21 protein-coding genes are annotated in these 23,930 nt (G+C 61.0%); 17 read left to right on the top strand and 4 right to left on the bottom strand.

The window, feature by feature from the left end; all coding sequences use genetic code 11:
* Both ABEL04_RS08085 and ABEL04_RS08090 read right to left on the bottom strand, forming a co-directional pair.
* Window positions 1-496: hypothetical protein (locus ABEL04_RS08085; protein ID WP_375801880.1), on the bottom strand; the 496-nt coding region annotated here is incomplete at its 3' end.
* 181 nt (window positions 497-677) lie between these two features.
* The gene (locus ABEL04_RS08090; protein WP_375801881.1) at window positions 678-1,241 is read right to left on the bottom strand and encodes a TrmH family RNA methyltransferase; all 564 of its coding nucleotides are present in this window, start codon (window positions 1,239-1,241) and stop codon (window positions 678-680) included.
* 121 nt (window positions 1,242-1,362) lie between these two features.
* Here ABEL04_RS08090 and ABEL04_RS08095 point away from each other — a divergent pair, with 121 nt between their 5' ends.
* The 7 genes from ABEL04_RS08095 to ABEL04_RS08125 all read left to right on the top strand — a co-directional run bounded on the left by ABEL04_RS08095 (window position 1,363) and on the right by ABEL04_RS08125 (window position 8,821).
* Window positions 1,363-1,977 (top strand): hypothetical protein, encoded by a 615-nt coding sequence (locus tag ABEL04_RS08095; protein WP_375801882.1) that lies wholly within the window; start codon window positions 1,363-1,365, stop codon window positions 1,975-1,977.
* A 49-nt stretch (window positions 1,978-2,026) separates the two neighbouring features.
* Window positions 2,027-2,710, top strand: a complete 684-nt coding sequence (gene cmk / locus ABEL04_RS08100) for a (d)CMP kinase (RefSeq protein ID WP_375801883.1) — start codon at window positions 2,027-2,029, stop codon at window positions 2,708-2,710.
* Window positions 2,711-2,940: 230 nt separating this feature from the next.
* A complete protein-coding gene (rpsA, locus tag ABEL04_RS08105; protein WP_375801884.1) occupies window positions 2,941-5,520 on the top strand; it encodes a 30S ribosomal protein S1 in 2,580 nt (859 codons plus the stop codon).
* Between the two features lie 186 nt (window positions 5,521-5,706).
* A complete protein-coding gene (locus ABEL04_RS08110) occupies window positions 5,707-7,128 on the top strand; it encodes a malic enzyme-like NAD(P)-binding protein (RefSeq protein ID WP_375801885.1) in 1,422 nt (473 codons plus the stop codon).
* A 50-nt stretch (window positions 7,129-7,178) separates the two neighbouring features.
* On the top strand, window positions 7,179-7,919 hold the full coding sequence (locus ABEL04_RS08115) for a DUF434 domain-containing protein (protein WP_375801886.1): 741 nt from the start codon (window positions 7,179-7,181) through the stop codon (window positions 7,917-7,919).
* A 75-nt stretch (window positions 7,920-7,994) separates the two neighbouring features.
* A complete protein-coding gene (locus tag ABEL04_RS08120; RefSeq protein ID WP_375801887.1) occupies window positions 7,995-8,345 on the top strand; it encodes a hypothetical protein in 351 nt (116 codons plus the stop codon).
* 167 nt (window positions 8,346-8,512) lie between these two features.
* The gene (locus ABEL04_RS08125) at window positions 8,513-8,821 is read left to right on the top strand and encodes a hypothetical protein (protein ID WP_375801888.1); all 309 of its coding nucleotides are present in this window, start codon (window positions 8,513-8,515) and stop codon (window positions 8,819-8,821) included.
* Between the two features lie 116 nt (window positions 8,822-8,937).
* On the opposite strand, the gene ABEL04_RS08130 is transcribed toward ABEL04_RS08125, so the two are convergent.
* Window positions 8,938-10,425 (bottom strand): aldehyde dehydrogenase family protein, encoded by a 1,488-nt coding sequence (locus ABEL04_RS08130; RefSeq protein WP_375801889.1) that lies wholly within the window; start codon window positions 10,423-10,425, stop codon window positions 8,938-8,940.
* 246 nt (window positions 10,426-10,671) lie between these two features.
* Here ABEL04_RS08130 and ABEL04_RS08135 point away from each other — a divergent pair, with 246 nt between their 5' ends.
* Window positions 10,672-11,874, top strand: coding sequence for a pyridoxal phosphate-dependent aminotransferase (locus tag ABEL04_RS08135; RefSeq protein ID WP_375801890.1), 1,203 nt, complete (start codon window positions 10,672-10,674; stop codon window positions 11,872-11,874).
* Here ABEL04_RS08135 and ABEL04_RS08140 read toward each other — a convergent pair.
* Window positions 11,871-12,200, bottom strand: a complete 330-nt coding sequence (locus tag ABEL04_RS08140; RefSeq protein ID WP_375801906.1) for a hypothetical protein — start codon at window positions 12,198-12,200, stop codon at window positions 11,871-11,873. The two genes, ABEL04_RS08135 and ABEL04_RS08140, sit on opposite strands and share 4 nt — an antisense overlap.
* On the opposite strand from ABEL04_RS08140, the gene prfB reads away from it, so the two are divergent.
* From prfB to pnp, 9 genes are all read left to right on the top strand, one after another.
* A protein-coding gene (gene prfB, locus ABEL04_RS08145) for a peptide chain release factor 2 (protein ID WP_375801891.1) occupies window positions 12,126-13,263 on the top strand; the annotation gives its coding sequence in 2 pieces (ribosomal slippage) (window positions 12,126-12,194 and window positions 12,196-13,263; 1,137 coding nt in all). The genes ABEL04_RS08140 and prfB overlap by 75 nt on opposite strands.
* 191 nt (window positions 13,264-13,454) lie before the next feature.
* Window positions 13,455-14,054, top strand: coding sequence for a ribosome maturation factor RimP (rimP, locus tag ABEL04_RS08150; protein WP_375801892.1), 600 nt, complete (start codon window positions 13,455-13,457; stop codon window positions 14,052-14,054).
* Window positions 14,055-14,115: 61 nt separating this feature from the next.
* A complete protein-coding gene (nusA, locus tag ABEL04_RS08155) occupies window positions 14,116-15,792 on the top strand; it encodes a transcription termination factor NusA (protein WP_375801893.1) in 1,677 nt (558 codons plus the stop codon).
* Between the two features lie 62 nt (window positions 15,793-15,854).
* Window positions 15,855-18,962, top strand: coding sequence for a translation initiation factor IF-2 (gene infB, locus ABEL04_RS08160; protein ID WP_375801894.1), 3,108 nt, complete (start codon window positions 15,855-15,857; stop codon window positions 18,960-18,962).
* Window positions 18,963-19,034: 72 nt separating this feature from the next.
* Window positions 19,035-19,433 (top strand): 30S ribosome-binding factor RbfA, encoded by a 399-nt coding sequence (gene rbfA, locus ABEL04_RS08165; RefSeq protein ID WP_375801895.1) that lies wholly within the window; start codon window positions 19,035-19,037, stop codon window positions 19,431-19,433.
* Between the two features lie 34 nt (window positions 19,434-19,467).
* A complete protein-coding gene (gene truB, locus ABEL04_RS08170; protein ID WP_375801896.1) occupies window positions 19,468-20,196 on the top strand; it encodes a tRNA pseudouridine(55) synthase TruB in 729 nt (242 codons plus the stop codon).
* Between the two features lie 18 nt (window positions 20,197-20,214).
* Complete coding sequence (locus ABEL04_RS08175) at window positions 20,215-21,150, top strand: bifunctional riboflavin kinase/FAD synthetase (RefSeq protein WP_375801897.1); 936 nt, start codon at window positions 20,215-20,217, stop codon at window positions 21,148-21,150.
* Window positions 21,151-21,282: 132 nt separating this feature from the next.
* A complete protein-coding gene (gene rpsO / locus ABEL04_RS08180) occupies window positions 21,283-21,549 on the top strand; it encodes a 30S ribosomal protein S15 (RefSeq protein ID WP_375801898.1) in 267 nt (88 codons plus the stop codon).
* A 168-nt stretch (window positions 21,550-21,717) separates the two neighbouring features.
* Window positions 21,718-23,862 carry a polyribonucleotide nucleotidyltransferase gene (pnp, locus tag ABEL04_RS08185; protein ID WP_375801899.1) on the top strand — a complete coding sequence of 715 codons (2,145 nt, stop codon included), beginning with the start codon at window positions 21,718-21,720 and terminating at the stop codon, window positions 23,860-23,862.
* The last annotated feature ends 68 nt before the right edge of the window (window positions 23,863-23,930 follow it).

Below are 23,930 nucleotides of genomic sequence, written 5' to 3' on the forward strand. Positions count from 1 at the left end.
CGTCCGTCTCGCGGAGGATGGACGTGCACTCCAGCGCGGGGACGGCGTCACCGGCAACACCGCTCCGGATGCGCTCGGCGTACAGAGGGGCCGTAGAGGATCCCGACCGGCTCCGTCGCCGCCGACTCGACACCGACACGTCCCACTTTCGGAGACGAAGAAACCCACTGAACTGTCCATTTTCGATCTGGCCGGAGATGTGGAGACGGCCAACAGTCAATTCCATCCGCGAGTCGTTCACGTCGACCCGGGCCTTGAAGCGTCCCCGTTGCCGATCGCGCACGATCCCCTGCAGACGGCCGTCCTTCACGGCGATCCGAAAGGTGCCCTGATCGAGGGGAGCGATGCCCGTGACTTGGTACCTCCACGTGCCAATGGCCGCTTCCAGAGCCGCAGGGTTACCTCCGGTGGACTGAGTGGAGGCGCAGCCCCCGGCGAAGACCGCCACAGGCAGCAGGACGACAAGGAACAGTGGAGAAGGGCGGAGACCTCTCATGCCGAGCGAATACTATCTGCGGTCCTAGCGTTTGACGAAGAAAAATGCATGTCAGATCTGACAAAATGTTAAGATTGAATAAGGAGAAAGTTCCAGCACTCTTCCCGCCAGCGTTATTTTCCTGAGAGTCCTTCTCCGCGTGGCGGTCTCCTGCAGGATGAGGCGGGTCCGCCCGAGAATGTCATTCCACACGGTCCGGGGTGCCCGGCGGTCCGAAGAGGGTTCGGTACCGCCGAATTAGGTCGTACGCGGCGATGCCGTAGGCAACGCTCACGTTGAGGGAGATCTTCGCCCCATACTGTGGAATTTCGAGGGCCAAATCCACCACGTCGAGAAGCGCGGGCTCGATGCCCCGAACTTCGTTGCCAACCACGAGTGCCACTGGATAGTCCTCGGCTCTCATCCGACGAGGTCGCCTCGTCTCATCGGTTTGTTCCAACGCGGCAAGGGTGTAGCCGTCGGACCGAAGATCGTGGAGCAGGGGCACTGCCTCGTCGTGCTGGCTCCACTCGACGGTGTCCTGCGCTCCCAGCGCGGTTTTGTGAAGGTCTTTGTGCTCGGGCGTGCCGGTAAATCCGGTGAGGTGCACGTGCTCGATCCGGGCCGCGTCGGAGGTGCGAAACATCGAACCGACGTTGTGGATCGATCGCACGTTGTGGACCACGAGCCGAACGGGATGCTTGGGGAGGGTGGTGACGTCTTCGGGATCTGGGCGCTCGATTTCATCCCAACTGAGCTTGCGCATCTGACAACTGGTGGAGAGGTTTGGAAAAAACCAAGCGACGGGCATCGACGAGAACATCTAGTGCAATTCGCGGCCAAAGCCCCTGTTTCCTAACCACTAACCCTACCGTTCCCCGCCTCTAATGCGAACCGTCCCCCCTCATTGGTACGTTCTCCTGGCCACTGGCCTTCTCGTGATGAGCATTGTGGGCTGTGCGACGCTCCGAGAGGTTTCGAACCTCCGGAAGGTGAATTTCCAGATTGAGCGGGTTTCCCAAACGCGGTTGGCTGGGGTGGACATAACCAATCTCCAGTCGTACGACGAACTGCGCTCGGCGGACGTTCTACGGTTAGGGGCAGCACTATCGGAGGGGGAGCTGCCACTGTCCTTCGTCCTCCACATACAGGCTACTAACCCGGCCTCGAACAACGTCGACGCCCGGCTTACGGAGATGGACTGGACACTGCTCCTGGAGGAAAAGGAAACGGTATCCGGACGGTTCAACCGGGAGGTGGTGTTGCCGCCTGGGAACCCGAAGGACATCTCCCTCCAGATCGAACTCGACCTCATCCGCTTTTTTGACGACAACCTACAGGGTCTGGTGAACATCGCCTCTGCCCTCGCGGGAGACGCACCGCCGCAGACCCTCAAACTCCGCGTTCAACCGACGGTCGACACGGCTCTCGGTCCGCTTCAGTATCCCTCTCCGATTACCGTCGTCAGCGAGGAGGTTGGCGGTACGACCCGGCAGCCATAGTGCCCCTGATTATCCTCTCGGTCGATCTCACCGGCATACGCACAGTGACGTGATTGTTACCATCGACGGCCCGGCCGGATCCGGCAAAAGCACCACTGCCCGGCGCGCCGCGTTCCGCCTCGGATACGTCTACCTCGACACCGGTGCCATGTATCGGGCCGTTGCCCTGGCCTTTCTGCGGGCGGGGGCCGAGGCGACGTCCGAAGGGGCAACCGCCGTCCTGCCGAGCACCGACATAGACGTGCGCTACGAGGCTGACGGCATGCACGTCTTCCTGAACGGGCAGGACGTTACCGACGACCTCCGAACGGCCGAGGTGGGAGGGGTTGTAAGCCAGATTTCGACCCTGGCGCCGGTGCGGACCCACATGGTCGACGAGCAGCGCCGAATCGGCCACGAAAAGGCGGAGGCTCACGGGGGCGTGGTGCTGGACGGGCGTGACACGGGCACCGTCGTCTTCCCGGACGCCGACGTGAAGATCTTCATGGTCGCCGACCTCGACGAGCGGGCCCGGCGCCGGAAGCAGGAGTACGAAGAGGCGGGCCAACAGATCTCACTCGAAGAGGTGCGGGCCGAGATTGAGGAACGAGATCGCCGGGACCGAAACCGGGACATTGCTCCTCTTCGGCGGGCGGAGGACGCCATTCTTCTTGACACCACTGACCGCACGATCGCGGAACAGGTAGCATTTGTCGTAGATCACGTTAAAGCACGTTTTCCTCAGGGAACGTAGACGGCCCGGCCTTATACAACCTCGTCCGTCAAAGTGCGTCCTGACGGCAGCCCCTCCCGGGCTCTTTTCCCTGACGCCAGGTCTGTGTCGCCCAGACGGTGCCGTTTGGGCTTCCGACGCACACGCACATTCCATCTTTCCCTGTCGGAAGGTCAGGTCCGAACAGGTACAAACACACCCGTTGCTGGCACGCGAAACCACCCAGCGCGTCGCAAACCCAAATCACGTATATGGCAGAACAAGAGCAAGTTGCATCAAAGGACGACACACAGAACCCCCCGAACTCTCCCCAATCTGCATCTCCTGCCGAGGAGGCATCGGAGGTCTCTGAGGCCGTCGAGGCGGATCCCGCGGATGGCGAGACGACAGATGCCCCTGGGTCTTCCGATGGGCAGCAAGCCGATGATTCGGAATCGGGCGGAACACCCACCGATTCGCAAACCGATCCGCCGCCCGCCGCGGACGACGAATCTGCGGATGACGAATCCGAGGTTGAGGACCCTCCTCAGGAACCGGGCTTCGTGAGCCGAATCCTGGAAGAGGCCGTCGAGGAGGCCTCCCAGGACCTGGAAATCCCATCCGGTGACGAGGCTGAGGTTGATGTCTCTGAATTCGAGGAGCCCGTCCGCACCGTCTCGCCCGACGAGTTGGAGCGAACGGAGGAGGCTCAAGGATTCATGGGAGAGACCCACGGCCAGACTGTCTCTCTCGATGAGCTTGAGGGGGATCAATCGTCGCAGAGGGACGATCCGGTCTACGATCAGTTCCGCGAAGTCGTCGACGAAACGTCCATCGACGTCCGGGAGCAGGACATCGTGGAGGGCCGTGTGCTCCGCGTTGACGAGGACTTTGTGGTCATCGACATCGGGTACAAGAGTGACGGGATCGTTCCCCGTGGTGAGTTCGACGAAATCCATCCCGGTGATACCGTTGAGGTCTATCTGGAACTGAAGGAAGACCGGGACGGACAACTGGTCCTGTCGAAAGAGCGGGCCGATGAGGTCCGGCGCTGGCGACGAGTTGAAGAGATCTACGAGAACGAGGAGGTCGTGGAGGGCGAAATTGTCCGCCGCATCAAGGGAGGAATGATCGTGGAGCTCTTCGACGGCATGGAGGCCTTTCTGCCCGGCTCGCAGATCGACGTGCGCCCGGTTCGCGACTTCGAGTCGTACCTGGGCCAGCGAATGGAATTCAAGATCGTCAAGCTCAATCCGGAGAACGACAACATCGTCGTTTCCCACCGGGAGCTCATCGAGCACGAGCTTGAGGAGCAGCGACAGGAGATTCTTGAGGAGCTCGAGGTTGGTCAGGTCCTCAAGGGCACGGTCAAGAACATCGTCGACTTTGGCGTCTTCATCGACCTCGGCGGTGTCGACGGGCTCCTGCACATCACGGATCTCTCCTGGGGACGCGTTTCCCACCCGAGCGAGATCGTCGAGCTCGATCAGGAGCTTGAGGTGGTCGTCCTCGACTACGAGGAAGAACGCCAGCGCATCTCACTGGGCCTGAAACAGCTCCAGGACCATCCCTGGGACAAGGTTGGGGACAAGTACGAGGAGGGGGACGTCGTTGAGGGCAAAGTCGTCTCGATTACCAACTACGGGGCGTTTGTCGAGATCGAGAAGGGCATTGAGGGACTCGTCCACATCAGCGAAATGTCGTGGACGCGCCACATCGAGCATCCCAGCCAGATGGTGTCGCTCGGGCAGGTCGTCGACGTCAAGATCCTAAACATTGATGAGGACGAGCAGAAGATTTCCCTCGGGATGAAGCAGCTGGAGCCCGATCCCTGGGAGGGAATCAGCGATCGGTATCCGGCCGGCACGGTGCTCACCGGAACGGTCCGCAACATCACCAACTTCGGCGTCTTCGTCGAGATTGAGCCGGGAATCGACGGGCTCGTGCACGTTTCGGACCTGTCCTGGACGAAGAAAATTCGCCACCCGGGTGACATGGTGGAGGAGGGGCAGGAGCTCGACGTGGTGATTCTGAACATCGACGAGGACCGGCGCCGGATCTCCCTTGGTCACAAGCAGGTGAAGACTAATCCGTGGGACCAGTTTGCGGACGCTTACGAGGAGGGCAACGACACCACCGGCGAGGTTGTCCGCGTGGAGGACAAGGGCCTCGTCGTACAGCTTCCGCTCGACGTGGAAGCGTTCGTTCCGGGGAGCGAACTCAAGAATGGCCCGGACGGGTTCAAGAACCACTACCATCAGGGCGATGAGCTTGACCTCCAAGTGATCCGCTTCGACAAGGATCAGAAAGACATCGTCCTCAGCGAAACCGCGAAGGAAGAAGCAGAGCGCGAAGAAGAGAGGGAGGAAGAAGAGCGCGAACGCCGCGAGAAGGAGCGCGAACGCCAGGAGGCTGTTCGCGACCACCAGGAAGAGACCGAAGAGGAGCCGGCGACCGGTCCCACTACGCTCGGCGAACTCTCTGGACTGGCTGACCTCCGACGCGAAATGGAAGAGGAGGAGTCCGAGTCCCGCGAAGCGGTCGAGCAGGCCGAGCAGGCCGCTCAGGAGGTCACGTCTGAGGCTGAGGAAGAAGAGGAAGAGGAGGCCGAGGATCCCTCCGAGACCGAAGCCGACGAAGACCTCCAATCCGAGCCTGAGTTCGTCGAGACGGACGGCTTCCCGGACGGCTTTCCCCGCACCGGCCGCCTTGAGAACACAGGCGTATCCTCGTTGGCTGAGCTCCGCGAGGTCGACGACCTCGAGGATCTCTCTGGCATTGGCCCCGCCTACGCGGAAGAGATCTCCGACGCCCTCGAAGAATACGATGACACCGGTTCGGTAAGCAGCTAGTTCAAGACTGCCTCCGCTCCGATCTTTTCAGCGAGTACGGTCTGCAAGGGACGGCTTCCCCTCTGGAAGCCGTCCCTTTTCTTTCGTTCGCACAGCAACGCCACTTGGTCTCTCGAAAAGCAGGGCCGTACTCGCCCCAAGGAAACCAGCTCACGCTACTTTTCTGAGCAGACGCCCACACGTTCTATGGAGGACAACCAGGAATACCTGCCCAGCGCCAGCAATTCCATCACGGTGCGACTAATGATCGAGAATCGCCCCGGGATGCTCGCGAAGGTGACCTCGGCAATCGGAGAATACGGGGGTAACATCGGGGCCATCGACATCGTGCGGGCCGGGGAGGAGGAGCTTGTGCGGGACATTACGATCAATACCCGAAGCGACGAGCACGCCCAGACGATCGTCGAAGAAGTCCAGGGAATCGATGGTGTCGAGGTGGTCAACGTCTCCGACCGGACGTTTCTCCTCCACCTGGGAGGGAAGCTGGAAGTAGAGAGCAAAACTCCCCTCCGCACCCGTGATCAGCTCTCGATGGCTTACACACCGGGAGTGGCGCGGGTCTGCGAAGCCATTCACGAAAGTCCGGAGGACACACATCGCCTGACGATTAAGAGCAACACTGTGGCCGTCGTGTCCGACGGCACGGCGATTCTCGGACTTGGCGATCTGGGATCCGGGGCCGCAATGCCGGTGATGGAGGGAAAGGCACAGCTTCTCAAGGAGTTTGCGGACGTAAATGGCTTTCCGGTCTGTCTCGACACCACGGGGGTCGACGAGATCGTCGAAACAGTGCGGCGAATTGCCCCGGCGTTTGGCGGGATTAATCTAGAGGACATTGCGGCCCCTCGCTGCTTCGCCATCGAAGAACGGCTCAAGGACGAGCTGGACATCCCGGTCTTCCACGACGACCAGCACGGCACGGCTGTCGTGACCGTTGCGGCCCTCCTCAACGCGCTACAGGTCGTCGACAAGCGTCTCGACGAAATTAAGGTCGCCATGGTGGGCATCGGGGCCGCCGGAACGGCAGTTACGGAGATGCTTCTGCAAATGGGCGTTGAGCAAATCGTAGGGGTCGACCGGCAGGGCGCCGTCACGGCAGAGCGGGACGATCTCAGCGAGGCAAAGCAGGAATATGTTGAAATGACGAACCCCTCCGGGGACGACCGCACCCTGTCTGATGCCGTTGAGGGAGCCGACGTGTTTATCGGGCTTAGCGGACCGGGCGTTCTTGACGTGGACGACCTCAAGAAGATGGCTCAGGAGCCAATTGTATTTGCGATGGCGAACCCGAAGCCCGAAATCATGCCCGAAATTGCCTATCCGCACGTTGCGGTCATGGCGACGGGGCGCAGCGACTATCCGAATCAAATCAACAATGTGCTCTGCTTCCCGGGGCTGTTCAAGGGCGCGCTGGACTGCCGAGCCACCGACATTACCGATGAAATGAAGATTGCGGCCGCCGAGGCCATCGCCGACACGATTGACGACCGCAGTTTGACTGCCGACTACATCATTCCGAGCGTGTTTGACAAAGAGGTCGTCACACGGGTCTCGGAGGCTGTCTCCCAGACGGCAAGAGACGGGGGCGTGGCCCGTAAGCGAACGTAAGCCGCTACCGAGAGCATCCTGACTCCAAGTGACACAGGCGCGGCGCAGCCATGCCTTCGAACCGTGGTGCCCATCCCGAGGATGCTGAGCAGTTCGGTCCCTCTCAGTGGCCCCGGCTCCGGGCCGCCGTGCGGGACCTGTCGTGGCTATGCACTCGGGGATACGGGCGGTCGTCGGCACGGGAGCTCGTTGGGAATCGGTATCGCCTGAAGCGCCGCCAACGAAACGCTGTGGGTCGCTCCGCCTGCAGCGACAGTGCTCGCGCTCGTCGTCTCCAGACCCGGGTTCAGCCCCGGGAGGCTGCAGGGCAGCGGGTTGACATCGATGCCTTCAATGTTCTCATCACCATTGAAGCCGCGCTTGGGGGCGCGTACCTCTTTGTAGGCCGGGACACAGCGTACCGGGACGTGAACCCGCTAAGGGGGACCTACCGCGTCGTTCGTCAAACCGACCCTGCCATCTCACTCCTGGCCGATACGCTCCAGGCCTTAGCCCCGAAGAACACCGTCTGGCACCTCGATCAGTCCGTGTCGAACGTAGGACGGGTGAAGGCGAAGCTCGAAGACAGGACCGCCTCCTGGACCGTCGTCGTGAGGGACAACGTCGACGACGTGCTTTGCGAATCAGAGAGTCTGGTCGTGACGAGTGACAGCGCGGTCCTTGACGCGGGGGGCTCCTGGATACCGCTCGGAGCCCTCGTCCACGCCCGACACATTCCCGACGCCAATCTGGTGGACCTGCGCCCCGACGGTGAGCGGTCCAAGATCTTGAGGTCGACCCGGCCGAAGTAACATCGCGGTGGAAAAGGCGGCTTTCCGCAGGGGCGACTCAACGTCTGTGACTCGCACACACCCCAATCATCAAAAATGGCCACTGTTGTAACGTACCTGCTGGTTTCTAACCCCGATGATCCAGAAGCCGTGCGCGTACACCCGACCCTCGAGAATCACAATTTCGAACCCCATCCGATAGAAGAAACGGAGGAGAGTGACGCACTACCGGCACTGCGATTCGCCGTCGCAGGTGCACTGGAAGATCGCACGAGTCTAGAGGCCCCATGTAGACAGTTGTCGTCGGACTTTCCGGAAGCTACCGTCACGTTGTGCGAGGTAGAGGAACGATTCGATCAAGTCGAGCACCTCAAGTCCGTCGTGTTCATTGGCGGTCGACGAGCGGGTGAGATCGAGCACGGGTATGTGCTGAATGTCGGCACATAGTCTTCCGTCCACATCAGCACTGATGGGAAGGAACATTAACGTGGACTACACTTGACTCAGCGATGAGAGGTTTAGACATCGTATGAAAGAGGACAAAGGCAGGAACCGTCCGTCTCCTGTACAATTATCCTGTCAGAGAGTCCCCATCAATGATCATATTGAAAACTATGGAAGCGGATTTTCAGATGGAGGTAAAAGATAAGGAAGAGGCCGAGCGTGAACTTGGAGCTGGTGGTGGGCGAGGACGCACGTCCAGATACGAGCCCGTTGCTCAGAAATGGAGTGAGATCGATGAAGACGAATCGATTGTGCTTTCCGACCTTGAGAAGAATGACATCCAGAACCTGCGGAACCTCCTTTACCGTCGGTTCGGAAAGGAAAACGTGATCGTTCGCTCCGCTCAGCAGGAGGACGACACCTTCAAGGCCGTCGTCCGGAACCGAGAAGGGAATGAGTATCTCCGGGACGACGAGTAGATCGCAGGAAAACGGTCCGTTCCACTCCGCCGGACGAAGGGAGGCTGCGGAAGAAGAAAACGGGTGGTGACGTCGATCACCACCCGCTGGTCTCCCTCGCACCGCTACAGAATCGCTCAGTCTTCCACTGAGTCCATCTGGGCTTTTTGTAGCTGGCCGGAGTAGTCGATGTAGATCGTTTTGTGCTCCGTCCAGAACTCGAAGGCGGCGTAGCCCCCGTCACGCGTCCCATTTCCTGTGCCTTTTACCCCCCCGAAGGGCATGTGCGCCTCGGCCCCAATCGTTGGGCCGTTGACGTAGGTGATGCCTGCTTCGAGGTCACGCATGGCCCGAAAGCTTTTCTGCACATCTTCGGTGTAGATCGAAGATGACAGGCCAAACTTCGTGTTGTTCGCTACGTCGATGGCCTCCTCGTAGGAGCTTACCTTGAAAACGGAGAGCACCGGGCCGAAGATTTCCTCCTGTGCGATCGTCATGCTGGGCGTGACGTCCGTGAAGAGCGTAGGCTCGAAGAAGTGGCCGTCGAGGCCCTCCACGGTGGTTGGGGAGCCTCCCATCTCAAGGGTGGCCCCCTCCTCCTCACCGACCTCTACGTAGTGGGCTACCTTCTCCGCGGCGGCCTGGTTAATGAGAGGACCCACGTCGGTCCCCTCGTCGTTCCCATCCCCAAGGACGAGCGTTTCGGCTTCGTCCCGGATCATGTCCACGAACTGGTCATGGATTTCTTCGTGGCAGATGAGCCGGCTCGTCGCCGTGCAGCGCTGTCCCGTTGTGCCGAACGCCCCCCAGATGGCTCCCTCCAGTGCGAGGTCGAGATCAGCGTCGTCCATGACGATCATTGGGTTCTTCCCCCCCATTTCGAGCGACACGGGCTTGTTCAGGCGACCACAGGTTTCGGCGATGGAGGTGCCCACCTCGTAGGAGCCGGTGAACCCGATGGCGTCCACCTTGGGATGCTCAACGAGCGCCCTTCCGGCCTCGTCGGCCCCGTGAACCACGTTGATGACCCCGTCCGGAATCCCGGCGTCGATCAGGGTCTGCACGAAGCGTAGTCCGCTGTGCGGGGCGTCCTCACTGGGCTTGAACAGAATGGTGTTGCCGGCGGCTAGGGCGGGAAAAATCTTCCAGGAGGGAACGGCTACCGGAAAATTCCAGGCCGTAATGATGCCGCAGACGCCGAGTGGGCGGCGAATTGCCATGTTCATCTTGTCGGGCAGTTCGCTCGGGACGGTCGTGCCAAAGAGCCGCCGCGTTTCGCTCGCTGCATAGTAGGCCGTGTCGATGGCCTCCTGGACATCGCCCTTGGTTTCAAAGAACGGCTTGCCCATCTCACGGGTCATCGACTGGGCAATGTCTTCCTTCCGCTCCGCAAGAAGGTCGCCGGCCACTCGGAGGATTTTCCCTCGGGAAGGGGCGGGCGTGCGACTCCAATCGCTGAGGGCATTCTGCGCAGCCTCAGCCGCTTCGTCAATGTCGGCCGGACCCGAGTCCGGAAAGTGCCCGATGAGATCGCTGGGGGCTGCCGGGTTTCGGTTTTCGAAGGTCTGACGAGAGGATGCTTCCCTCCAGTCGCCATTGACGTAATTTTCGAACGTGTCAGGCATGGGACGAATCGAGATTTGGTGAGGACCATCGAGAAAGTGCCAATCGTCTCAAACCTAGCTGCCGTCGGGGCCAAATTACAATCCCTGAGAGATCGACCTCGGTTGGGAGCACCTACGTTGAGGGGAACGCATCTGGGTTGCATTGAACTGAGGAAGGGACCGGTCGGATGGTGAACCTCCCCGAATTGATGGAGTACGTATGCCTGCTGACAGTCCACGCAAACTTTTCGGAGACGCGCTTTCCTCATGGCTTCCCCCACGGCAACCCTAGATCTCGGTTCCTACGTGTCGGAACGGGTGCAGGAGACGCCCCCAAGCGGCATCCGGCGGTTCTTCGACATTGCCGCGACCATGGACGACGTAATTTCCCTCGGCATCGGGGAGCCTGACTTTGTATCTCCGGACCCAGTGCTCGACGCAGGAATCGAGTCCCTGGAGGCGGGGCGCACAAACTACACCTCCAACGCAGGGATCGCAGAACTCCGAGCGCTGATTGCTGCAGACTACGAAGAGCGGTTTGGCCTTTCCTACGATTCCGAAGGAGAAGTCCTCGTCACGGTCGGTTGTAGCGAGGCCATGCAGCTGGCCATGCAGGCGCTCCTCGATCCCGGCGACGAAGTGTTAATTCCAGAGCCGTGCTTCGTCTCGTACGGGCCCGCCGCGCGCTTTGCAGGGGGCTCGGTCGTGCACGTCCCCACGTCCGTGGAGAATGACTTTCAGGTAACGGCCGCGGATATCGAGCCCCATCTGACGGAGCGGTCGAAAGTGCTGTTTATCGGGTATCCCAATAATCCAACAGGGGCTGTGCTGCGGCGGGAGACCCTAGAGGAGATCGCGCAGCTTGTCGTCGAAAACGATCTCATGGTTGTTTCCGATGAGATTTATGACCAGCTCATTTACGGGAAGGCTCATGAGCGAGGGCACGTGTGCGTCCCCTCGGTCCGGGGGCTCCGCGCCCGAACGGTCCTCCTGGGAGGGTTTTCCAAAAATTACGCGATGACAGGCTGGCGCATCGGGTACGCCTGCGCTCCCGAGCCCCTCCTGCAGGCGATGCACAAGGTGCATCAGTACATGATTATGAGCGCGCCCACGGTGGCGCAGGAGGGGGCCATTGCGGCCTTGCGCGAGAGCCGCGATGCGGTAGAGGAGATGAGGCAGAGCTACGACGAGCGCCGACGCACCATTGTTGATGGCCTAAACGAAGCGGGTCTCCCTACCTTCGAGCCGGAGGGGGCGTTTTACTGCTTTCCCGACATCACCTCCACGGGGTTCTCCTCTGAAGAGTTTGCCCAGACGTTGCTCGAGGAAGAAAAGGTGGCCTGCGTGCCGGGAACGGCGTTCGGGCCCAGCGGAGAAGGGTACGTACGGTGCTCGTACGCCACAGGGCTTGCCGAAATCGAGGAGGCCCTTTTTCGAATCAAGCGGTTCGTAGCGCGCCACGGAGACTAGCAGAACACAGTGGGGCTGGAGTCGCCGAACACCCCTTCCACGTTCCCCCTTTCGACGAAACAGCCCAAGGCTCCTCCGGAAGACGGCAACGCCCCAGCCCTCAGTTTGGCGTTGGACTGCACGGTAGAGAGAGGCAACCCCTCTGATTTCTGTGGCACAGGGAGAAGCAGCCCTGAACTGCGTTCCCTGTTGCCCATTGTATACGAGGCCACACTCACTCCGACTGTCATCGAACCAACTTCCTTTTTGCGATGAAGAAATACACAGAAGAGGATCTTGAACGTCTTGCCGAGCGCGTAGAGGCGCTCGGGGGCTATCTTTGACATAGAGGGCCGCCGTGTAACGATCGAGGAGCTGAACCAGGAGCGGATGGAGCCCGGCTTCTGGGACGATCCGGATCGGGCGCGCGAGATCGAACAGCGCATTGCCCGCGAGAAGGAGTGGATTGAGGCCTGGGAAGACGTGAAGGAGCAGGCCGAAGACATCGAGACTCTCCAGCTCCTCGCCGAGGAAGAGGACGAAGACCTTGAGGCCGAGATTTTTGCGGAGGCCGAAGTACTAGAGGAAAAGCTCGATCGACTCGAGCTCCAGAGCCTCCTCGATGGCCCCGATGATACCCGAGACGCGATTCTGACCATCAACCCGGGGGCGGGCGGGACCGAAAGCCAGGACTGGGCGGAGATGCTGCTTCGCATGTACATGCGCTGGGCCGAAGAGAAAGGGTTTGACTTCGAGCTGCTTTACGAGCGGCCAGGGGAAGAAGCGGGGATTAAGAGTGCAACCCTCAACATAAAGGGGGAGTACGCCTACGGGCTTCTCAAGAGTGAGGGGGGCGTTCACCGCCTAGTCCGCATCTCCCCCTTCGACTCGGACAGCCGACGGCACACCTCGTTTGCCAGTGTCTTCGTCTATCCGGAAGTGGACGACACCATTGACGTTGACCTCAGCGAGGGCGACATCGAGCTTCAGACTTTTCGTTCGGGGGGGAAGGGCGGACAGCACGTCAACAAGGTGGCGACTGGCGTTCGGCTCATCTGGACTGGTACACTCTCCAACGACGAGGAGGTGACCATCCGCGCCGAATGCACGGAGGAGCGGAGTCAGATGCAGAATCGGCGTCGTGCCCGCAAGATGCTGCGAAGCCGGATCTACCAGGCAGAGCGTGAGATCCAGGAGCAGGAGAAGGAAAAACTGGAGAGCCAAAAGAAAAGCATTGAGTGGGGGAGTCAAATTCGGTCATATGTGCTCCACCCGTATACGGTGGTCAACGACCACCGCACCGAAACCAAAATCAACGACGCGGAGAGTGTCCTCGACGGAGACATAGATCCGCTCATCAAGGCCTACCTGCTGCAGGGGAAAAAGGACAGAGACGCTTCGCCTGCGTAGAGCGCCTCCCGGCCGGGCGCTTTTTGAGAACCGTGTGCGGCGGTCTCCCCCCGAGAAGAGGCTTTCGTAGCAACGGCACTGAGAAACAACGACACGTGAAGAGCATTCACCAAACGATTATGCCGATACCAAAGCTGCGCTGACCACGGTCAGCGCGGAAAGGTGGCCGCAGGCGCCACCTTTTCGTACTCATGCCAACTGCCGACCTCCTAGTCGGCAAAGCGGCGCCGGAAAGCGGGCGTCGTGCTGGGCGCTCGTCCCGCCTGTCGGGTCGAGCGCTTTTCTGCAGCGTGCTCATTCTCGATATTCGACGCCCCGCGGTCGTGAATTCCACTCAGCAACGCATTGCCGATCGAGTCCGTGGCCTCACTGAGGAGGTCATCGTTGGGACTGATTACTTTCTCGTCGATGTCGATGTCCGCGGTCACAAAGGGACGCGCGTCGTGGAGGTGTACATCGACTCCGAGGGGGAAATGGGCCACGACGACCTCGCCCTGATCAGCAAGGAGGTCGGGTTTTTGCTCGATGTGGAGGATGTGGTTGATGGAAGCTACAAGCTGGAGCTTTCCTCACCCGGGATTAAGCGACCCTTGACGATGCCGCCGCAATACCGAAAGAACGTTGGGCGCACGTTGCGCGTACGTTTTGAGGATGAAGACGCGGAAGAAATCGTCGTGGGAGACCTGAAGGACGCAAACGACGAAATGATTGAACTCGAACTTCCTTCGGATGAACGCCTTCGCCTACCCTACACGGCGATCAGGCAGGCGCGGGTTGAGCTGCCCTGGTAGAGTGGCACGCCCAGGGGCGGGCCCGGCCGGCGGACGTACTTCTTCACAGACGAGACGGACCATGCAAAGCGAAGACTTGATCTCCTCCTTCGGGGAAATCGCCCGGTCCAAGGACATGGACCGGGACACGCTTCAGATCATCGTCGAGGACGTGTTTCGGGCGATGCTTCGGAAGCGGTACGGAGCAGATGAGGCCTTCGAAATCATCTTCAATCCCGATCAGGGGGACATCCAGATCATCCACGTCCAGGAGGTCGTTGGGGACTGGAATCTCGTAGATCCCGTCACGGAAATCACGCGTTCCGACGCCAAAAAGATCGACGAGAGTTTTGACGTCGGGGACGAGGTGGCCAGCGAGCTGGACATCAGCGAATTCGGGCGCCGGGCTGTGATGACGGCTCGACAGACCTTTCGTCAGCGCATCCGCGACATCGAGAAGGAACAGGTGTATCAGGAGTACACCGACCTCATCGGGGAAATTGTTGTCGGTGAGGTCTACCAGGTCCGCCAGCACGAGACGCTCCTGATGCACGAAGATACCGAACTCGTGCTGCCCCGCGACGAACAGATACCTGGAGACCACTATCGGAAAGGGAACATGCTCCGGACCGTCGTGAAGGAAGTCCGCCGGGATGCCGGCAGTGACCCGCAGGTGGTCGTGAGTCGGACCTCTCCCGTCTTCACGGAGCGCTTGTTCGAGGTGGAAGTGCCCGAGGTTCACGATGGCATCGTCGAAATCAAAAAAGTGGCCCGGATTCCGGGCGATCGTGCCAAGGTGGCGGTGACGAGCCACGACGAGAAGGTGGATCCGGTTGGGGCCTGCGTGGGGGTCAAAGGAGTGCGAATCAATGCGGTTGTTCGGGAGCTCTCGAACGAGAACATCGACGTGATGGAGTGGTCGGATGACCCGGAGGAGCTCATTGCCCGTGCGCTGTCGCCGGCCGAGCCGACCAGTGTTGCCCTGAACGAAGATGCCGATCCTCCCCGCGCCCGCGTGGAGGTGGCCGCCGACGAAGTTAGCCAGGCCATCGGAAAACGGGGCGTTAACATCAAACTGGCATCGCGACTGACGGGCTACGAGATTGACGTCTACCGCGAGATTCCCCCGGACGAGGAGGACATCGACATCGAAGAGTTCGGCGATGAGCTCACGGCCGAAACGATCGAGAAGCTCAAGCACATTGGCTGCGATACTGGGAAGGCCGTGCTCGAACTGTCGGCCGATGCGTTGTCCCGGCGTGCCGACCTGGACCGAGAGACTGCCGAGCGCGTTCTAGACATTATCGAGACCGAATTTGAGAAGGGGCCTGGGATCATCGAGGCCATTCGGCAGGGCCGCTTTACGGTGGAGTCCGTGCGGGCTCCGGGGGCTGCCGAAGGAGGAGGCACCGCTCCCGCCGAATCTTCGGCTGGACAGCCTGCCGCCAACGGATCGCAGGACACCCCGGATGAATCGGAGGCTTCAGATGACGCTGCCGCCGAAGCGCCGGTTGATGAGCAGCGGGCTGCGGATGCGGAATCTGATGCACCCGCCGCAGACACAGAACGGGAGCCGGACGTGGAACCGACAGGAGCGGACGGGGCCCCCGACACCGTCGTCGAGGAGGACGACTCCGACTCCACAGCGTCAAGCAGCGAGGACACGGCGGACGAGCCCGGGGGGCCCGAAGCGTCGGAGACAGAGGCCTCGTCCCCAGAGTCGAGTTCCGTTGAGGAGGAATCAGAAGTCAAGCCGTAGCGTTCTATACAGAGGCGAGCACCCGTCGCCTCGACCGTTGATCCAGCAATAACACACCCTATATGGCGACAGCTGAACAGGATACATTCGAGAAGCGACTGTTCAAGGTAGCGCGTGACCTCAACGTCTCCACCGATCGCGTCGTTGAGTTCCTTGAGGACGAAGGCTACGGAGACGCGCTTACAGGCACGGGCTTCAATGCTTCGATTGTCGATGAGGAAGCCTACCTTGTCTTGCGGAACGAGTACGCCGACGACGCAGAGGTGGCTGCCCGCATCCGGGAACTCCGCTCCCAGAAGGACGAAGGGCCGCAGCGAGACGAGGTTGCGACCCTCGATGAGGAGCAAGAGGCGGAGCCGGAACCGACGGAAGAATCTGCCGAGGCAGAGGAACCGTCCGTGGTCGAGGAGGAGGAAGAACCCGCCGGGGAGCCCGCAGCGCAGGAACCGGATACGACGGAAGAAGAGACGACCGAAGAAGCGAAGGTCGACGAGGAGGCCGCAGAGGCCGAAGCCACCGACGAGGCCTCTCAAGAAGCTCCGGCCGTATCGGAGGATCGCACCGAGGACCCGACGGTTGTCGAAGAGCAGACTGCGGACGAGGAACTTGCGGAGGACGGGGCTCCCGCGGCCGAGCCAGAAGCGGACGTAGAAGAACCGACTGAGCCAGAGTCTGAGACCCCGCCCGAGGCGGAGACAGACGAAGAGGCTCCGGCGGAAGCTGAGGCCGAAGGCGAAGCGCCCGAAGCGACCGAACCCCCCGACACTGAATCGGTCGAAGCGGAGGCCACCGAGTCCGTCGAAGAGGAGGCCCAGCCCGTCCCTGAGGAAGAGGAGCCCGAGCCTGAGCCGACCGCCGAGGCAGGTGAGGTCGAGGAGCCCCCCGAAGAGGGCGAGGACGGTCCCTCCGAAGTGCCTGCCGAAGAGACGCCCGAGGCCGCCCCTGAGGAAGAAGTCGTCGAGACGCCCGACGCAGAGGCCGCTGACACGTCAACCAGTGCCCCTGCAGAGGAGGCTGAGGACCAGGAGGGCGCCTCCGATGACGAGGAGGACACGATAAGGGCTGGCCGGTATCACCTGAGCGGCCCACAGGTTGTGGGCAAGATGGAGGATGAGCAGCTCCAGCGCCCGCGCCGGAAGCGAAAACGCAAGCGGAAAGAGAAAGAAGAGGAACAGGAGAAGCAGGAGGAAGAAGAGGAAAAACAGAAACAGAAGAAAAAGAAACAGAAGAAGCAGAAGAAAACGCAGAAAGGAGGGCCCGACGAAGAAGATGTCGAGCAGACCATTCAAGAAACGCTCCAGGAGCTGGAGCAGGGGGCCAGTCGTGAGCGTCAGCGTCGGCGTCGACGCCGGCGCGAGCGACACGAGAGGCAGCGCCAGCGGGAGCGAGAGCGAGAGCGAAGGCGAGAAAATATCCTCGAGGTCACCGAGTTCATCACGACTGGCGAGCTCGCGAACCTCATGGGCGAGCCCGTCAGCGACGTGATCGATGTGCTGTTCGACGCGGGCATGATGGTGTCCGTGAACCAGCGACTCGATCGGGAAACGATTGAGTTCGTTGCCGACGAGTACGGAATGGAGATCGAGTTTGTCGCAGAGCGAGGGCAGGAGGCCGTCGAGGTCGAAGAGGACGAGCCGGAAGATCTCGAACCTCGCGCACCGGTCGTCACGGTGATGGGGCACGTCGATCATGGAAAAACGTCGCTTCTCGACTACATCCGCAACGCCAACGTCGTGGCGGGGGAGGAGGGAGGAATCACCCAGCACGTTGGGGCGCACTACGTGGAGCTCACCGGTCACGACGACGAGGCCGTCACCTTTCTCGACACCCCCGGCCACGAGGCCTTTACGGCGATGCGGGCCCGCGGCGCCAAGGCCACCGACATCGTGATTCTGGTGGTGGCCGCCGACGACTCCGTGATGCCCCAGACGAAGGAGGCCATCAACCATGCGCAGGCCGCCGATGTGCCCATCGTGGTAGCGATTAACAAGATGGACAAGCGCGAAGCGGACCCCGAAAAGGTCCGCGCCGAACTCGCAGACCACAATGTGCTTGTCGAGGAGTATGGGGGCGACGTTCAGGCCGCAGAGGTGTCTGCGGAGACCGGAGAGGGAATCGACGACCTGCTGGAAAAGGTCGTCCTCCAGTCCGAAATTATGGAGCTACAGGCGAACCCGAACCGTGAGGCCTCTGGCGTTATCATCGAAAGTCGCCTGGAGAAAGGGCGCGGCAACGTGATCACCGTCCTCGTTCAGAACGGAACCCTCGAAACGGGCGACGCCTTCCTCGCTGGCATCCACAGCGGCCGGGTGCGGGCCATGTTCGACGAGCGGGACAATCGTGTCGAGTCCGTTGGGCCCTCGCAGCCTGCTCTCGTGCTTGGATGTGATGGGTCCCCTGATGTGGGCGACCAGTTCGTCGTCATGGAAAGTGAAACTGAGGCACGCGAAGTGGCCCAGGAGCGCCAGCGTATCCACCGCGAGCAGGAGCTGCGCCGACAGAGTCAGGTCTCCCTGGACCAGGTCAGCCGTCGCATGGCCGAGGGGGAATTCCACGAACTCAACCTCATCATCAAGGCCGACGTGGGCGGATCTGTTGAGGCTCTCTCCGACGCCCTGCTGAAACTCAAGACTGACGAGGTGGCCGTCAGTATCATCCACACCGGGGTTGGGGCCATCTCCGAGAGTGACGTCATGCTGGCCCGGGCCTCCGACGCCATCATTATCGGCTTTCAGGTCCGGCCCACCTCGGGGGCACGCGAAGCAGCTCAGCGCGAAGATGTCGACATCCGCACGTACTCGGTAATCTACTCCGCCATCGAGGATGTTCGGGACGCCCTCGAGGGGCTCCTCTCGCCCGAGCGGCGCGAAGAGATGAAGGGACGTGCCGAGGTGCGCGATACCTTCAAGGTCCCAGACGTGGGCATGGTGGCCGGATGCTACGTCAACGAAGGCACCATTGGCCGCAACCACAAGGTGCGCGTCGTGCGCGATGGAGTCGTGGAGTACGAGGGCGAAGTGGGCTCCCTTAAGCGCTTCGAGGAGGACGTCAAGGAAGTGCAAGAGGGCTACGAGTGTGGCCTATCGATCGAAAACTTCGACGACATAAAGACCGGGGATGAGCTTGAGGCCTACGTGGTAGTCGAGGAGAAGCGGGAGCTTGAGGTCTAAGACTTCTGTCCCTCCGGGAAGCCCCCTTCAGGCCTACCCCGCTACGGCTCATCCTGACGAACCTCCTAGACAATGAGCATTCATACCGAACGCATCTCGGAGCTGGTTCGGCGAGAGGTTGCCCGCATCCTGCAGCGGGAGTACTCGGATCAGCTCCAGCCGATGGTCACGATCACTCGCGTCCGAGTCACGGGCGATCTGTCGATTGCTTACGTGCACGCCAGCGTGCTGGGGGATACCTCCGAGGAGCGCAAAGCAACCTTTAAGCAACTCAAGGCCCTCACCCCCGAGATCCGAGAGCAACTGGCCTCCCGGATCCGGCACCAAGTCCGCGAGATTCCGGAGCTGGAGTTCTTTCTCGACGAGGCGCTGCAGAAGGCGAAGCGCATGGAAAACCTCTTCGACCGCATCCGTGAGGAGCGGGAACGGCGAACCGAGGACTCAGGAAATTCCGCCGAGGACGTAGAGTAATTCCGGATTGTCGGACTGACAGCGATTACGAGACGTGCCTTCCGCTGCGGCTCAGCGTGACATTCCGCCCGAGATGGTGTTCACGCCTCCGAGTCTGCCAGAGGATTGGACGGACGGAGCGATCCTGCCGGTGGACAAGCCAAGGGGGCTTCCGTCCTTCAGCGTTGTAGAGCAGATCCAGGACGGAACTGGCGTTCAGACGGTGGGTCATGCGGGAACGCTCGATCCACTGGCTACCGGTCTGCTCATCGTGCTTGTGTCCCGTCCGGCCACCCGGCTTCAGGAGGCCTGCATGCACCTGCCGAAGACGTACGAGGCGACCCTTCGGCTTGGGGAAGTCACCCCCTCCCTTGACGCCGAAACTGAGGTTGTGGAACGACAAGACCCCTCAGAAATCACGCGCTCGGACCTGGAGGAAGTCCGGGAGTCGTTCCTCGGCGTTATTCAACAGGTCCCGCCCATGTATTCGGCGGTCAAGGTCGACGGGGAGCGGCTCTATGAGAAAGCGCGCCGGGGGGAGACGGTTGACCGGCCTCCCCGGCAGGTTCGCATCGACCGCCTCGAGCTGACCGAGTGGACGTCTCCGGACCTCACTGTTCGTGTGAAGTGCTCGAAAGGGACGTACATCCGGGCGCTAGCGCGAGACCTGGGGGATGCGCTGGACGTCGGCGCACACCTCGTGGCGCTTCGCCGGACCGCCATCGGCCCGTACGTGGTGGAGGAGAGCTGGGCGATGGAGACGCTCGAGGACATGCTGTCTTAGGACGATCCGATCCCGCTTATGAGGTGTGAAATTGGATGGGACGAAATCACCCATGATGACCAATCGATCGTCACGGTCGGAACGTTCGACGGCGTTCACCGCGGCCATCAGGCGATCATCGACTATCTGCAGCAGCGTGCCCGTGAGCAGTCGGGCCTGAGCACGCTCGTCTCGTTCGATCCCCACCCCCGAGCAGTCGTGCACGACGATGACGTGCCCCTGCTCACGACAGTCGCCGAGCGGGCCGACGCGCTGGAGACCCTCGGCCTCGATCGCTTCGTGGTGGTGCCATTCTCTACGGACTTCGCGCAGCTCGGTCCCGAAGAGTACGTCGAAAAGGTTCTGGTAGAGGGCATCGGGGTTCGAGAGATCACCGTCGGCTACGATCATCGCTTCGGGAAGGGCCGGGCTGGGGACGTCGACCTGCTCCGTGAGCTCGGTGAAAAATACGGGTTCGAGGTGGACGTCATTCCGCCTCAGGAGGTCGACCGCGACGTGGTCTCGTCGAGCACCATCCGCTCTCTTCTCCTGGAGGAGGGGGACGTGCAGCGGGCCAGAGAGCTGTTGGGACGGTCCTATCAAATCGAAGGGGTCGTCGCGAAGGGGGAAGGGCGAGGGCGCAAGCTCGGGTACCCAACCGCCAACCTAGCGCTGGAGGACGCGCGGAAGCTCGTCCCGAAACGCGGAGTGTACGCCACGGAAGTGACTCTCCCGAACGGCCGACGGCGGGGCGGCATGTTGAACATTGGGCGCCGTCCGACCTTCGAGGAGATGGAGGTGACCGTTGAGGTGCACCTGCTCGACTACGAAGGAGACCTGTACGGGGAGCGGCTCACTGTTCAATTCCTGCAAAGATTACGGGACGAACAGCGATTCGAATCGGCCGACGCCCTTGCGACGCAACTTTCGGAAGATGAGAAGCATTGTAGAACCGTTATTGAAACTGCAGCATGACGGTTTTCCGTCACTCGCCGGAGCGGTCAGAACGGGTCGAAAGGAGGGATCATCCCCACCGCACGACCCATGGCCGCCGCGGTTTCTTCTTTAGCATGGCACCAATCTAAAGAGGTACTCCCACACCGCATAATGATCACGAAAGAAGAGAAGCAAGACATCATCGACCGGTTCGGAAACGGACCGGACGATACTGGAACACCCGAAGTCCAAATCGCGATCTTCACGAAGCGCATCGAGCGCCTCACAGAGCACCTGAAGGAGCACCCGAACGACAACTCTACGCGTCACGGATTGCTCGACCTTGTCGGGAAGCGCCGCCGGCTGCTCAACTATCTCGAAGAGAACGAGATTGAGCGGTACCGAGCGATTCGTGATGAGCTTGAGCTACGCAAGTAGGGTTCAGCTCGACCCGGCATCCTGGTCTCTACCGGGATGCCGTTTGCTGTGTTGTGGGGGATGACCCTGCACAAATGCATCCATCGATGGATAAAGTGCCTTTGGCCCCCTGAACGATTGTGATGACTCTCGCCTTTTGCCGACATTGCACGTAGCAGATTGACCACCATGAAGCCTGAAGCATCAACCCAAGAGATCGAGTTTGTCCCAGGACGCGACCTTTCGCTGGAGACTGGACGAATCGCGAAGCAGGCCGACGGAGCCGTCGTGACCCGTTTGGGAGACACGATGGTCCTGTCGACCGCCACGATCAGTGATTCTGTTCAGGAGTCGAACTTCTTCCCACTGACCGTAGACTACCGCGAGAAATTTGCCGCGGGAGGAAAGGTCCCGGGAGGATTCATTAAGCGTGAAGGCCGTCCCACCGACAAAGAAACGCTCACCGCGCGTCTGATTGACCGTGCCGTGCGTCCCCTCTTCCCGGCCGGCTTTTATCACGACGTCCACGTCGTCAACTTCGTCATCTCCGCCGGCCAGGATTACGACGCGGACGTCATTGCGGGCATTGGATCCTCGGCTGCCCTCATGTTGTCGGGGGCGCCGTTCGAAGGCCCCATCGCAGAGGTGCGCGTGGGCCGCGTGGAGGGGGAGTATGTCGTGAACCCCACGATGGAAGAGACCGAGCAGAGCGACATGGATCTCGTCGTGGCGGGCAAGGAGGATGCGCTCGTCATGGTGGAGGGGGAGGCCCACGAGATCAGCGAGGAGAGCATGATCGAGGCGCTAGACACTGCACACCGCTCCATCCGGCGCATCTGCCAGGGGCAAAACCAGCTCGTGGAGAAACACGGCGAGCCCGAGCCCTTCGAGTGGGAACCCGACCTCGTGCCGGAGGATCTCGTTGAGCGAATGAAGGAGACGTACGGCTCCAGGGTGGCCGACCACATCCACGGGCCGTACGACAAGGAGCACTTCCACGGTGGGATCGACGAAATCAAGGACGACGCCGTCGACGAGCTGATTGGGGATGGGACGGAAACTCCGGAGGGCTACACGGCCGCCGACGTGCGCGACGCCATCGGGGAGGTAGAGAAGGAAGAAATGCGCACGATGATCGTCGAGGAGGGCAAGCGCCTCGACGGGCGCGACCAGGAGGAGGTCCGCGACCTCTGGATGGAGGTCGGGTATCTCCCCCGTGTCCACGGATCCGCAATCTTTACTCGCGGAGAGACGCAGGTGCTGGGCTCGGTAACCCTCGGGACATCGGAGGACGTACAACCTGTAGATGAGGTGTTCGCGGACACGGATAAGTCCTTCTACCTCCACTACCGCTTCCCGCCCTTCTCCGTCGGCGAGGCCAGCTATCTGCGCGGCCCGAAGCGACGGGAGATCGGGCACAGCATGCTTGCGGAGCGAGCCCTGCGTCCGGTCATTCCGGACCAGGACACGTTCCCCTACACTATTCGCATCAACGCCGACGTGATGGAGTCAAACGGCTCTTCGTCGATGGCCAGCGTCTGCGCCGGCAGCCTAGCGCTCATGGACGCGGGCGTTCCCATTGACAAGCCGGTCGCGGGCATCGCGATGGGTCTGGTGAGTCAGGACGACGAAACGCGAGTCCTCACCGACATCCTCGGCCAGGAGGATCACCTGGGCGACATGGACTTCAAAATTACCGGAACCCGGGACGGCATCACGGCCTGCCAGATGGACATGAAGATCGGCGGCCTCTCGCGGGACATCATGCTCAAGGCCCTGAAGCAGGCCCGGAAGGCCCGCCGCTTCATCCTCGACGAAATGAAGAACACGATTTCGGAGCCGCGGGAAGAACTTTCCCAGTACGCGCCCCGCCTCACCAAGCTCAAAATTGATCCGGAACGCATTGGCGCCGTCATTGGGCCGGGCGGCAAGGTCGTCAAGAGCATCCAGAAGGAGACCAACACGGAGATTGCGGTCGAGGAAGAGGAGGGTGCGGGGATCGTAACGATTGCTGCAACCAACAAGAAGGACGCGGAGGCGGCCATCGAGCGGATTAAGCAAATCGTTGCGGTTCCGGAGGAGGGCGAAGATTACGTTGGCACCGTGAAGGGCATTCGCGACTTCGGGGCGTTCGTCGAAATCATGCCGGAGAAGACAGGCCTTCTGCATGTCTCCGAAATCGACTACGACTATGTTGAGAACGTCGAGGACTACCTTGAGGTGGGCGACAAGGTGAAGGTCCATCTTCTCGAGGTGCACGACGATGGCAAGATGCGTCTTACGCGAAAGCCGTTCGTTTCCGAGGAGAACGGAGACCACAGAGACGACAGCTAGGGAAACGCACCGAGAGGGGCCCTCGGCCCCTCCGATCGGTTCCAAGACCTGCGCACGGCGAGGGTCTC

The sequence above is a fragment of the Salinibacter sp. genome (assembly GCF_042218895.1).
Taxonomy (GTDB): domain Bacteria; phylum Bacteroidota; class Rhodothermia; order Rhodothermales; family Salinibacteraceae; genus Salinibacter.

Excerpts from the sequence above, each read along its gene's own strand:
- ABEL04_RS08090 (WP_375801881.1), bottom strand. The coding sequence starts at position 1,241 with ATGCGCAAGCTCAGTTGGGATGAAATCGAGCGCCCAGATCCCGAAGAC.
- ABEL04_RS08095 (WP_375801882.1), top strand. The coding sequence starts at position 1,363 with ATGCGAACCGTCCCCCCTCATTGGTACGTTCTCCTGGCCACTGGCCTT.
- rpsA (WP_375801884.1), top strand. The coding sequence starts at position 2,941 with ATGGCAGAACAAGAGCAAGTTGCATCAAAGGACGACACACAGAACCCC.
- ABEL04_RS08110 (WP_375801885.1), top strand. The coding sequence starts at position 5,707 with ATGGAGGACAACCAGGAATACCTGCCCAGCGCCAGCAATTCCATCACG.
- ABEL04_RS08115 (WP_375801886.1), top strand. The coding sequence starts at position 7,179 with ATGCCTTCGAACCGTGGTGCCCATCCCGAGGATGCTGAGCAGTTCGGT.
- ABEL04_RS08120 (WP_375801887.1), top strand. The coding sequence starts at position 7,995 with ATGGCCACTGTTGTAACGTACCTGCTGGTTTCTAACCCCGATGATCCA.
- ABEL04_RS08125 (WP_375801888.1), top strand. The coding sequence starts at position 8,513 with ATGGAAGCGGATTTTCAGATGGAGGTAAAAGATAAGGAAGAGGCCGAG.
- ABEL04_RS08130 (WP_375801889.1), bottom strand. The coding sequence starts at position 10,425 with ATGCCTGACACGTTCGAAAATTACGTCAATGGCGACTGGAGGGAAGCA.
- ABEL04_RS08135 (WP_375801890.1), top strand. The coding sequence starts at position 10,672 with ATGGCTTCCCCCACGGCAACCCTAGATCTCGGTTCCTACGTGTCGGAA.
- ABEL04_RS08140 (WP_375801906.1), bottom strand. The coding sequence starts at position 12,200 with ATGTCAAAGATAGCCCCCGAGCGCCTCTACGCGCTCGGCAAGACGTTC.
- rimP (WP_375801892.1), top strand. The coding sequence starts at position 13,455 with ATGCCAACTGCCGACCTCCTAGTCGGCAAAGCGGCGCCGGAAAGCGGG.
- nusA (WP_375801893.1), top strand. The coding sequence starts at position 14,116 with ATGCAAAGCGAAGACTTGATCTCCTCCTTCGGGGAAATCGCCCGGTCC.
- infB (WP_375801894.1), top strand. The coding sequence starts at position 15,855 with ATGGCGACAGCTGAACAGGATACATTCGAGAAGCGACTGTTCAAGGTA.
- rbfA (WP_375801895.1), top strand. The coding sequence starts at position 19,035 with ATGAGCATTCATACCGAACGCATCTCGGAGCTGGTTCGGCGAGAGGTT.
- ABEL04_RS08175 (WP_375801897.1), top strand. The coding sequence starts at position 20,215 with ATGAGGTGTGAAATTGGATGGGACGAAATCACCCATGATGACCAATCG.
- rpsO (WP_375801898.1), top strand. The coding sequence starts at position 21,283 with ATGATCACGAAAGAAGAGAAGCAAGACATCATCGACCGGTTCGGAAAC.
- pnp (WP_375801899.1), top strand. The coding sequence starts at position 21,718 with ATGAAGCCTGAAGCATCAACCCAAGAGATCGAGTTTGTCCCAGGACGC.